The following is a 10,927-nucleotide window of genomic DNA, read 5'->3' as shown; positions in this document are numbered from 1 at the left end:
GGTGCAGGCGCGTGCGCTGCGCGGCGGCGCGGTGCATCGCATGGGCGCCGGCGGCCAGGCGGCGGTGCTGCTGTTCTTGTCGAGCAAATGCCCGAAGTGCAAGACCAAGCTGCCCGAGATCGGCCGCATGCTGGAGCCGGCCGAGCAGGCGGGGCTGGACATCTGGATCGTCAGCCACGAGCCGGGCTGGCGCCTGCGCCAGTTCCTGCGCGGCTTCCCGCTGACGCGGGCGCTGCGGATGAAGCTGCGCGACTACAAATTGCTCAACCCCACGCTGGCCTCGCCGTCCTACATGATGGTCAATCACGAGGGCGTGCTGGAAGCGGCCGGCACGATCGGCGACGACAACTGGCTGGACTTGCGCGCGCAGCTCGCCGACAGCGAGGTTGACGATGCCGAGACCGCAGCGGAGGGCGCGCCATGAACTTCGAGCCTCATCTCGAGCGGTTGCGCCTGATTTATCCGGTGCGCCGCCAGGCCGCCGCCGCGATGTTCTTCATGGGCGTGGGCGTGTTGATTCAGCTGGTCTTCCCCAAGGGTGTGGCCTACTTCATCGACCACGTCCAGGAGCTGCGGCTGGAGACCATCTCCGCGCCGGTGATCGGCGTGGGGCTGCTCTGGCTGCTGGTGCAGGCCGCCGCGTCGACGCTGCGCTACTACTATTTTGAACTGGCCGGGCACCTGATCATCAACGGCGTCCGCCGCCGCCTGTTCGATGTGCTGATCAACCAGCCGGTCTCCTTCTTCGACCGCCACCACGTCGGTGAGATCACCAGCCGCCTGAGCGCGGACGTGCAATCGCTGCACCAGTCGCTGACCATGGGCGGGGCCAATGCGCTGCAATCGCTGTTCATGTTCGGCGGCGGCGTGGCGATGCTGCTCTACATCTCGCCGCTGCTGAGCGTGATGCTGCTGGTCTTCGTCCCGGCCAGCCTGTACTTCGGCAAGGTCTCGGGCGCCAGCCACCGCGACTACGCCAAGGCGGTGCAGGCCTGCATGGCCGACAGCAGCCGGGTCGCGCAAGAACACTTCGCCCATGTGCGGCTGGTGCACGCGTTCAACCAGCAGGGCGGGGCGTCGGCCAGCTACGCCGAGGCCTGCCGCCGCCTGCTGGAATTGTCGATGGCCAGTACCCGGCGGCAGTCGGCGTTTCGCGCCGGCCTGTCGGTGCTGGACTTCGGCGCCTTGCTGTGCGCGTTGGGTTTGGGCGCCTACCTGATCGGCAAGCGCGCGCTGTCGGTCGGCGACCTGATGGCGTTCGTGATCTATTCCAACATCGTCACGCAGGCGGCCGGCGCGCTGAGCGAATCCTGGAACATGTGGATGCGCAGCATGGGCGCCACCGACCGCATCTTCGAGATCATGCGCACGCACCGGCCGCCGCCGGCGCCGCGTCCGCAGGCGCCGCTTACCGGCCGGCTCGGCTTCGAGGACGTGGTGTTCAGCTACCCGGAGCGGCCCGGCGTGCGGGCGCTTGACGGCGTCGGCTTCGCCATCGCGGCCGGCGAGAAGGTGGCGCTGGTGGGCGCCTCGGGCGCCGGCAAGTCCACCATCGCCGCGCTGGTGCTGGGGCACTACCAGCCGGACGGCGGGCGCCTGTTGTTCGACGGCTTGCCCGCCGCCGGGCTGGACTTGGCCGCAATCCGGCGCGGCATCGCGGTGGTGGAGCAGGAACCATCGCTGTTCTCGGGCAGCATCGCGGACAATATCGCCTTCGCCGTGCCGGAGCGGACAGTGCCGCTGGACGAGGCGATGGCCGCTGCGCGGCTGGCCCACGCGCATGAGTTCATCCAGGGCTTCCCGCAGGGCTATGACACCGTGGTCGGCGAGCATGGCGTGCAGCTGTCCGGCGGGCAGAAGCAGCGGATCGCGATCGCCCGCGCGTTGTTGCGCGATCCGGCCATCCTGATCCTGGACGAGGCGACCAGCGCGCTGGATGCGTCCAGCGAGCAGCTGGTTCAGGGCGCGCTGGACCGGTTGATGGCCGGGCGCACCACCATCATCATCGCGCACCGCTTTTCCACCATCGCCAAGGCCGACCGCATCCTGGTGCTGGAGCAGGGGAGGCTGGTGCAACAAGGCAGCCACGAGCAGCTGGCGCGGCAGCTGGATGGCGCGTATTTCAGGCTGGTCAAGGATCAGATGTCTGCGGCCAGGCCGGAGGCGCCGGTGCCGGCGTGATGGCGCGGGCGTGCAGCTGGTGGGAGTGGCGAGCTAAGTCTGCGCCGCGCGAGGCAAAAAAAACCGCCCGCCGCGGGGCGCGGTGGGCGGCAAACCACATGACAAGCTTTACGGTGCTACGCGCAGCTGATAGACCGGTATTACGCTGACGCCGCGCATGGTGGCGATTTGAGGCTGGCCCGCGAAATCGGGGCGCGCTTCTTTCGGCAGGTAGATGGGCGCATCGGCGCGCAGCGGCAGGACGGACACGGTCAGCGGCTGGTCGAGCAGGGCGCTGGCTTGGCGCAAACCGAACTGCCATTGATAGCCGCTGTAGTACCAGTCGTCCAGCATGCGCGTGCCCGAGTACAGGCGGCCGATGTCGCCGACGAAGTCGATCTGCAGCAGCGCGTCGTCCAGCCCAAGCAGCTGTTCGCGCGGGACGTTGATCTGCCACGCACCCGCAGCCTTGAAGTTTTCAGGCAGCGGCTGCATTGCGGCTTTCGCCGTGCCACCGATGACGATGGGCGCCGCCTCTTGCGCCGCGCGCGTCGGCGTGACGATGGCCTTCAAGTCGTGAACAGGCAGCTCCGCTTCGGAGGCCTGGAAGATGCCGTCGTTGCCTGCTGCGCGCAGGGAGACGCGCTGCGCGGCCGCAGGCTTGTCCTTGCCGTTGGAAGCCGCCGCTGCCCACGCCGGGCTGGCGGTGCTTGCCTTTGGCTGGCCGCTCAATGCGGGGTACACGGCGAAGCGGAACTTGTTGCTGCCCGCCGAACGCATTTGCAGCGCGCCATCGGCCACGTAGGTCTGCTGGCCGCTCAGGATCAGGCGGCGTTGGCCGCCGAGTTCCGCCACGCTCAGTTGCTGCGATTGTTCCGCCGTCAGCACGACGATGGTCAACGGCCGCTTGCCCTCGCGCTGCACGGTCAGCGCCGCGCCAGCGCCGGGCTGCACGCCGCTCACCAGCGCGCGGCCACCGGACAGCGCGACTTGTGCGCCGCCGTTGGCACGCACCTGCGCCGCGAGTGCCGCGTCGAACGCCAACTCCACCGGCACGCCAGCACTGGCGCCAAACACCGCCACTACGCCAGCCTTGCCCTGGTCGAGCAAGGCCAAAGGCTGCGCCGTCGCGTAGGCGAGGTTGACGCCGTCCAGATCAAGATTCAACGGCCAGATGAAGTAAGCGCCATCGGCGATATCGACCGGCGCGCTTGGCAGCGTGATCGTCTGCCCCGGCAGCTTGACCGAGAACTGCGTGCCCCGCTGCGCCGCCATCGGATACTGGCGCACATGATTGTTCACGAACAGGAAGCCACGATCGCCTTCGCTGCGCACCGCGAAACGCGCCGTCTTCAAATCGTCCGGCGTGGCCGGCGAGGCGTCCGGTTTGCGCACCGTCATCGGCGCCAGCCGCGAACCGAAATCGTGCAGGAACAGATGGAAGGGACGCAGCTTCTCCAGCACCTTGCGCTGCTGGCCGTCCGGCCCGAGCGGAGCCTGGAAGTCGTAGCTGATCATGGTGGTGTCGTTATAGCCGCCGCTGAGCGAACTCTCCTCCATCGACGTGCCGCCCAGGCCAGTCGGATTGCGGCCGCCGTGGAACATGTAGTAGCCCATCAGGTTCACGCCGGAACCCAGCTGCACCGGCAGCATCGACGCGATATCGTCCGCGCTCACCACCGTGCGGCGGCGGTACATGAACGGCAGGCCCGCGCCGTATTCCGCGCCGAGGAAGGGCGTCACATCCTTGTCCGTCTCCGCCGTGCCGGGCGCGTGGGCGGCGGTCTGCGCCCCCAGGTCGCCGCTGACGCGGGTATCGAAACGGAAGGCATAGGTCTCCTTCGGCGGCAGCTCGCTGGTGCTGGTGCCCCAGGGCTCGTCGGGGTAACCGCCGAACACCGGCGTCACTTCGCCGGTGGGATAGATGGTGCCGTCCCAGCCGGTGACGGTGTAGTAGGGCACGTCCATGCCCGCCTTCAGCGCCAGCTTCTTCAGCGCGGCGATGTGCGCCGCACCCTTGCCGGGACCATCGATGTTGTATTCGTTTTCAAGCTGGATGCCGATCACGCGGCCGCCGTCCTTCCACAACTGGCCCTTGAGCTGCGCGCCGATCTGCGCGTACAGCTTCTCCACCAGCGCCATGTACTGCGGATCGTTGGAGCGGGTCGGCATGGCGTTGACCACCCAATCCGGCACGCCGCCGTAGCGCACTTCCGCGTGTGCCCAAGGGCCCACGCGCACCACCACATCCAGTCCGGCCTTGGCGGCCAGCTGCACGAAGCGGCGCAGGTCGCGGTTGCCCTTCCAGTCGAACTGGCCGGCCAGTTCCTCGTGATGGTTCCACATCACGTAGCTGGCGACGATGTCGATGCCGGCCGCCTTCATCTTGCGCAGCTCCGCCTCCCACTGCGAGGCGGGCGTGCGGCTGTAATGGAATTCGCCCATCACCGGCAGCCACGGCGCGCCGTTGCGGGTCAGGTAGCGCGCGTTGGCGCCCAGCCTGTCGCCGTTGGGCGCGACCGAACTGCCCATGCGCAGCGCCGCCGCTTTCGGCGCGGGAGCCGCCGCGCTGGCGTCGATGGACAAGGTATCGGCGCCGGCGACGCCGCCCGCCAGGGCGCCAACAATCAGCGCGGCGCCCGAACGGCGGCTAAACAAAAATGGCATCTCGACCCTTACCACTCGGCGACGCTGCCATCCGCGTGGCGCCATACCGGATTGCGCCAGTCCGGCGCGTTGAGGCTCGCCTCCAGCACGCGCGCCTCGTCCACCACCACGCCCAGGCCAGGCTTGGGCAGCGGCTTCATATAGCCGTCGGTGATCAGGAAGTCTTCCTTGTTGACGACATAGTCCAGCAGTTCGCCGCCCTTGTTGTAGTGGATGCCCATGCTCTGTTCCTGCAGCACGGCGTTGTACGACACGAAGTCCACGGCCAGGCAGGCCGCCAGCGCGACAGGGCCGAGCGGGCAGTGCGGCGCCAGCGTGATGTCGTAGGCTTCCGCCATCGAGGCGATCTTCATGCACTCGGTGATGCCGCCGGCGTGCGACAGGTCCGGCTGCGCGATCGACAGGCCGCCGGCGTGGAACACGTTCTTGAATTCGAAGCGCGAGTACATGCGCTCACCGGCAGCCAGCGGAATCGACGTGGTCGCGGCGAGGCGCGGATAGTATTCGGCTTGCTCGGCCAGCACCGGCTCCTCGACGAACAGAGGGCGATACGGCTCCAGCTCGCGCAGCAGCACCTTGGCCATCGGCGCAGCCACGCGGCCGTGGAAGTCCAGGCCGAATTCGATGCTGTTGCCGAAGGCGGCGCGGATCTCGGCCACGCGCTCGACCGCCTTGTCGACGGCGGCGGCGGTGTCCAGCATGCCCAGTTCCTCGGTGGCGTTCATCTTGAACGTATTGAAGCCGCCTTCGCGCAGCTTGCGGATGTGCTCAATGATGTCGGAAGGACGGTCGCCGCCCACCCAGCTGTACATCTTCATGCGGTCGCGTACCAGGCCGCCCAGCAGCTCGACCACCGGCTTGCCCATGACCTTGCCCTTGATGTCCCACAGCGCCTGGTCGATGCCGGCGATGGCGCTCATCGTGATCGGGCCGCCGCGATAGAAACCGGCGCGGTACATGGTTTGCCACAGGTCGTTGATGCGGGACGGGTCCTGGCCAATCAGATAAGATTCCATTTCCTGTACCGCCGTCTCCACGGTGCGCGCGCGGCCTTCGATGACCGGTTCGCCCCAGCCGACGACGCCTTCATCGGTTTCGATCTTGAGCAGCATCCAGCGCGGTGGTACACGGTAGGTCGTCAGTTTGATGATTTTCATAGGAGAGAGAGGGTAAGTTCAGGAACAGTGCTCAGTCTAAGCCTGCCCGCTAGACTGGAAATATGATTAATTCGTAAGTAGGCATATCATTATCGGATAGCTTCCCGGGTGTTGCCCAGCTATCCGATATCAGCATGGCAGGCGCCGATTTATTCATATCTGCGGCGGCGGCGGCCCGCTTAGACTGGGGCGGTCACGTCATCCATCCGGAGCCCCCGCAGCATGAGTCCAACCAGTACGTCCACCGCTTCCACGACCGGCATCCTGCTGGCGCTCGCCGGCCAGGCCGGCGGCGCGCTGCGCTGGGACCCGCAGGCCGCCTGCTGGCGCTGGCCGGACCCGCAAGGCGGGCAGTTGTACGCCTGGCCGCAGCACGACGGCAAGGCTGCCGGCGCGCGCCTGCTGGAGAATGCCGGCGTGATCGCCTGCTGCCGCTCCGGGCGCATCCTGCTCGGCCAGGGCAAGCGCCTGGGCATGGTGGAGCTGATACCCGCCGGGCAGCTCGGCCGCCCGCTGCAGGCGCAGGTGCTGGCGACCATCGACGCCGCCGAGGCGCGCACCGTCATCAGCGACGGCTGCACCGACCGCCACGGGAATTTCGTCTTCGGCACCGCCAATACCGGCGCCGACCAGCGGCCGATCGGTAGCTTCTATCAATATTCGACGCGCCACGGGCTGCGCCGCCTGGCCTTGCCGGTGGTGGTCACGGCGCGCAGCATCGCCTTCAGCGTGGACGGCACGCGCATGTACTTCGCCGACGCGGCCCGGGGCGGCATCATGCAATGCCGCTACGACGCGGAGCGCGCCAAGGTGGGCGAGATCCGCGAGTTCGCGCAGGCGCCCGAACGGGGCGCCGCCACCGTCGACAGCGCCGGCATGCTGTGGAGCGTGCAGGACGGGGGAGTGGTGCAGTACGGCGTCGACGGCCAGCTGCGCCGCCGGATCGCGCTGGAGCAGGAGCAGCCGTCCGGCATGGCCTTTGGCGGTGTCGATACGCGCCAGTTGCTGCTGCTGGGCGTGCGCGGCGGGCTGTATGGCCTGCCGCCCGCCCTGGCCGAGGAGCTGGCGCCGGGCGTGGCCGATACCCCCTTCGACGACGGCCCGGCCGCCGTCGCCGATTCCCAACGCCGGCGCCAGGGTGATTGACGCTGCAACGGCGCGCCCTTATGATGGGCGATCCAGAAAATCACCCCTATGACCGATTCAAGCTCCGACCGCTTCGTCCGCTCCCACCTGAAAACCCGGCATTTGGTGCTGCTGGTCGAATTAGGCCGGCACGGATCGATCGCGCACGCGGCGCAGGCGGCCAACTTGACCCAGCCTGGCGCGTCCAAGTTATTGGGCGAGCTGGAACACGCGCTGGGCGTGCAATTGTTCGAGCGCCTGTCGCGCGGCGTCGCCCCCACTTGGTACGGCAAAGTGCTGATACGGCGCGCCGGCGCCGCGCTGGCGGAGATGGACGCGGCCCACCAGGAGGTGATGGAGCTGCTGTCCGGCCTTCGTGGGCGGGTGGGCATCGGCACCGTGCTGGCGCCGGCCACCGGCCTGGTGCCGAAGGCGATCAACCTGCTCAAGGAGCGCCACTCGCGGGTGCACGTCGCGGTCAGCATGTCGACCAGCAAAGCGCTGGTCGAGCGCCTGCGCGGCGGCGAGCTGGATCTGGTGGTGGGCCGCATCCTCGACACGGCGGCCGCCGACGAACTCAATTTCGAACCGCTGACCGACGAGCCGCACCTGCTGATTGCGCGCGCCGGCCATCCGCTGGCCAGCCGCACCGACCTGCGGCTGGAGGACCTGATGGAGCAGTGCTGGATACTGCCTCCTGCCGGCAGCATCCTGCGCGACCGCCTGACCGCACTGTTCCTCTCGCATGGCCTGGAGCAGCCGGCGGAAACCGTCGAGACGCTCGACCTGCCGGTCGTCGCTAGCCTCCTCATGAGCAACGACATGATCGTCGCGCTGCCGTCCGACGCCGTGCAACCGTATCTGGAAGCTGGCCTGATGACGATACTGCCGTTCGACCTGGGCGTGAGCATGGATTCGTTCGGCATTGTGACGCGCAAGCGACACCAGCTCTCGCCTGGCGCCGACGCCATGCTGCTCGCGCTGCGCGACGCCGCGGCCAGCATCTACCCTCACTATCGCCCGCCCGCGTAAGCGTGCTCAAGCGTGATATACGAACTTCGTATGGCCCGCGCTGAATAAGCTATTGGAAGTGCTTCTTTCGTTTCGCTAGCATCCAGTTATTCGTCCGAGTGGTAACCAGAGACGAAACCTATACAACACTGGAGATGCACATGAAGCACAAGAAATTGAGCTGGCTGATCGCCACGCTCTTTACGTCCCCTTTGCTGGTCCAACAGGCATTTGCGCAGGAAGCCGCAGGCGATATCCAGCAAGTGAACGTGACCGGCATCCGCGCCTCGGTGCGCAACGCGCTGGCCGCCAAGGAAGCTTCGAACAGCATCGTAGAAGTCATCGCGTCGGAAGACATCGGCAAACTGCCCGACACCACCATCGCCGAATCGCTGGCGCGCCTGCCGGGCATGTCGTCCGGCCTCGATCGCGGCAACGCCAGCCAGATCGTCGCGCGCGGCATGGGCCCTCGCTTCATCGGCGCCACGCTGAACGGCCGCGAGCTGGCCTCGTCGGAACCCAACCGCGCCGTGCGTTTCGAGCAGTTCCCATCGGAGTCGCTGAGCGGCGCCACCATCTACAAGACGCAGAACGCCGAGCTGGCGGAGGGCGGCATCGCCACCTCCATCGACCTGCAAACCGTCTCGCCGCTTAAGTACTCGGGCCGCCAGGTGTCGCTGAAGGCGGACGCGCTGTACTACGCGCTGGCCAAGGACATCGGCGGCGCCGACAAGACCGCGCCGCGCATCGGTGGTGTCTACATCGACCAGTTCAACAACAAGACGCTGGGCTTGGCGCTGGCCTTCAGCTACCAGGACCAGCCTTCGGTGCAGAAGAATATCCGTCACTGGGGCTTCAACGAGGACCACTCGGCTGACCTGAACGGCGACGGCAAGGTGGACAAGACGCCATGGGGCTTCCAGGACGACGTCCGTCACGGCAAGGACAAGCGCTCCAGCGTGCTGGCCAAGGCCGAGTGGAAGCCGAACAAGGATGTGCTGATCACCGCCGACAGCTACTACGCCAAGACCGCGATCGACGAGTCGCAACTGCAGCACTGGACCGGGGACATGGGCAACTGGGACGGCGGCAACTCCGGCAACTTCAGCAACCTCGATATCCGCAACGGCTATGTGGCCGGCGGCACCGTCAAATGGGTCAACGTCATCAACAACGACGCCCGCTGGATCCAGGACAACAGCGTCGCCGCCAGCGGCTTGAACGCCAAGTTCAACGTCGGCGACTGGAAGGTGGAGTCGGACCTGTCGACCTCGCACGCGATGCGCGCCAGCCAGTGGCGCGACCTGCGCCAGACGTCGAAAAACAGTACCACCATCAACTGGTCCTTCACGGGCGACAAGCGCCAGAGCTACGACTTCGGTGGCCTGGACACCGGCAACCCGGCCAACTTCGGCGCGCCCACGCTGTATGTCGACACCGACGGCCATGTCAAGGACCTGCTGAACGCCGTGTCGTTGAGCGCCTCGCGCCCGATCGAGAACAGCATCGTCAGCCGCCTGAAGGTCGGCGTGCGCGCCACCGACCGCGAGAAGAGCTATCGCCAGACCACCTGGCAGCTGAATTCGACGGCGGCGATTCCCGACTCGGCCTACGAGACCGTCAACGTCAGCGGCTTCCCTTCGTATATCGCGTTGAAGGACTTCGGTGCCTCGACCGCCGCCGCCTTCGGCCCCAACGCCTTTAATCCCGACGGCCAGGTACGGCAGGACTGGCAGATCCGGAACGACGCATTGTCCGGCTGGAAGGTCAAGGAGCGCAGCACCTCGGCCTTCGTGCAGGGTGACCTGGACGGCGAAGCCTTCGGCAAGACCTATCGCGGCAACGTCGGCGTGCGCCTGGTGCACACCACGCAGACCGGCTACGGCGCGCAGTCTCTGAACGGCGCGGCGCCGACCGCGGTGGAAGGCGGCACCTCGTACAACGAGATCCTGCCTAGCCTGAACCTGATCTTCAACATGGACGAGGCGCAGGAACGCCAGGTGCGCTTCAGCGTGGCGCGCGCCATGTCGCGCGCGCCGCTGGACGAGATGCGCGCTTCGCGCAACCTGAACGTGGTATCGGATTCCACCCAGCCGGTCACCGGCAGCGCCGGCAATCCGGAACTGAAGCCGATGATGGCCAACCAGGTCGACCTGGCTTACCAGTGGTACTTCAGCAAAGGCTCGCTGCTGTCGGCCGGCGCGTTCTACAAAAAGGTATCGCGCTACATCGCCATCACCAGCGACACCACCACCGTCAACGGCCGTCCAGCCACCATCACCCGTTCGGTCAACGGCGACGGCGGCGACATCCGTGGCGTGGAGCTGGTGTACCAGCAGGCCTTCACCTCGCTGCCGGCGCCGTTCGATGGCCTGGGCATCGCCAGCAACTACGCCTACACCACCAGCAACATCCATGAGAAAACGCCAAGCGTAAATCCTTATCCGATCGAAGGTCTGATGAAGAGCAACGGCGGCGTGACGCTGTGGTACGAGAAGGCCGGCTACGAGGCGCGCATCTCGGCCAACTACCACAGTGCCTTCGTGCGTAATCCAACCTGGGGCGCCGGCCAGTTGATCATGAACGAAGCCGAAACCTACCTGACGCTGAACCTGGCCAAGCAGCTGACGCCGAACGTGCAACTGCGCTTCGGCATCGACAACCTGACCAACCAGAAGGCCGTCTACACCAGCGCGAACATCCCGGTACAACAGGAGGTCACCGAATTCGGCCGCCGCTTCAACCTGGGCCTGTCGTTCAAGATGTAATCTGTTTTTTGTCGTGGCTTTAACGGGGCGGCGCGTGAT

Annotated in this window: 7 protein-coding genes; 5 read left to right on the top strand and 2 right to left on the bottom strand. The window is 66.6% G+C overall.

The genetic code is table 11. The features are described 5' to 3' along the window. Both GTP90_RS26420 and GTP90_RS26415 read left to right on the top strand, forming a co-directional pair. Positions 1-424, top strand: a 424-nt coding sequence (locus tag GTP90_RS26420; protein ID WP_161086296.1) for a redoxin domain-containing protein, incomplete at its 5' end; no start/stop codon positions are given. Beyond that, positions 421-2,181 carry an ABC transporter ATP-binding protein gene (locus GTP90_RS26415; protein WP_161086295.1) on the top strand — a complete coding sequence of 587 codons (1,761 nt, stop codon included), beginning with the start codon at positions 421-423 and terminating at the stop codon, positions 2,179-2,181. The genes GTP90_RS26420 and GTP90_RS26415, both read left to right, overlap by 4 nt. Before the next feature lie 108 nt (positions 2,182-2,289). Here GTP90_RS26415 and GTP90_RS26410 read toward each other — a convergent pair whose 3' ends face one another. Then, positions 2,290-4,827 carry a beta-galactosidase gene (locus GTP90_RS26410; protein ID WP_254452057.1) on the bottom strand — a complete coding sequence of 846 codons (2,538 nt, stop codon included), beginning with the start codon at positions 4,825-4,827 and terminating at the stop codon, positions 2,290-2,292. An 8-nt stretch (positions 4,828-4,835) separates the two neighbouring features. After that, complete coding sequence (gene dgoD / locus GTP90_RS26405) at positions 4,836-5,984, bottom strand: galactonate dehydratase (RefSeq protein ID WP_161086294.1); 1,149 nt, start codon at positions 5,982-5,984, stop codon at positions 4,836-4,838. A gap of 222 nt (positions 5,985-6,206) precedes the next feature. Here dgoD and GTP90_RS26400 point away from each other — a divergent pair, with 222 nt between their 5' ends. The 3 genes from GTP90_RS26400 to GTP90_RS26390 all read left to right on the top strand — a co-directional run bounded on the left by GTP90_RS26400 (position 6,207) and on the right by GTP90_RS26390 (position 10,888). Continuing rightward, positions 6,207-7,130, top strand: a complete 924-nt coding sequence (locus GTP90_RS26400; protein ID WP_161086293.1) for an SMP-30/gluconolactonase/LRE family protein — start codon at positions 6,207-6,209, stop codon at positions 7,128-7,130. A 48-nt stretch (positions 7,131-7,178) separates the two neighbouring features. After that, complete coding sequence (locus GTP90_RS26395; RefSeq protein ID WP_161086292.1) at positions 7,179-8,141, top strand: LysR substrate-binding domain-containing protein; 963 nt, start codon at positions 7,179-7,181, stop codon at positions 8,139-8,141. Positions 8,142-8,281: 140 nt separating this feature from the next. Continuing rightward, positions 8,282-10,888, top strand: a complete 2,607-nt coding sequence (locus GTP90_RS26390; protein ID WP_161086291.1) for a TonB-dependent receptor — start codon at positions 8,282-8,284, stop codon at positions 10,886-10,888. Positions 10,889-10,927 lie beyond the last annotated feature (39 nt).

The organism is Duganella vulcania (assembly GCF_009857655.1).
GTDB classification, from domain to species: Bacteria; Pseudomonadota; Gammaproteobacteria; order Burkholderiales; family Burkholderiaceae_D; genus Rugamonas; species Rugamonas vulcania.
The sequence above is the reverse complement of the archived record's forward strand: the minus strand, read 5'-3'. Positions and strand labels throughout refer to the sequence as shown.

Bases quoted from the DNA above. Each gene is read 5' to 3' on its own strand.
- GTP90_RS26400 (WP_161086293.1), top strand. From the start codon at position 6,207: ATGAGTCCAACCAGTACGTCCACCGCTTCCACGACCGGCATCCTGCTG.
- GTP90_RS26410 (WP_254452057.1), bottom strand. From the start codon at position 4,827: ATGCCATTTTTGTTTAGCCGCCGTTCGGGCGCCGCGCTGATTGTTGGC.
- GTP90_RS26415 (WP_161086295.1), top strand. From the start codon at position 421: ATGAACTTCGAGCCTCATCTCGAGCGGTTGCGCCTGATTTATCCGGTG.
- GTP90_RS26390 (WP_161086291.1), top strand. From the start codon at position 8,282: ATGAAGCACAAGAAATTGAGCTGGCTGATCGCCACGCTCTTTACGTCC.
- GTP90_RS26395 (WP_161086292.1), top strand. From the start codon at position 7,179: ATGACCGATTCAAGCTCCGACCGCTTCGTCCGCTCCCACCTGAAAACC.
- dgoD (WP_161086294.1), bottom strand. From the start codon at position 5,984: ATGAAAATCATCAAACTGACGACCTACCGTGTACCACCGCGCTGGATG.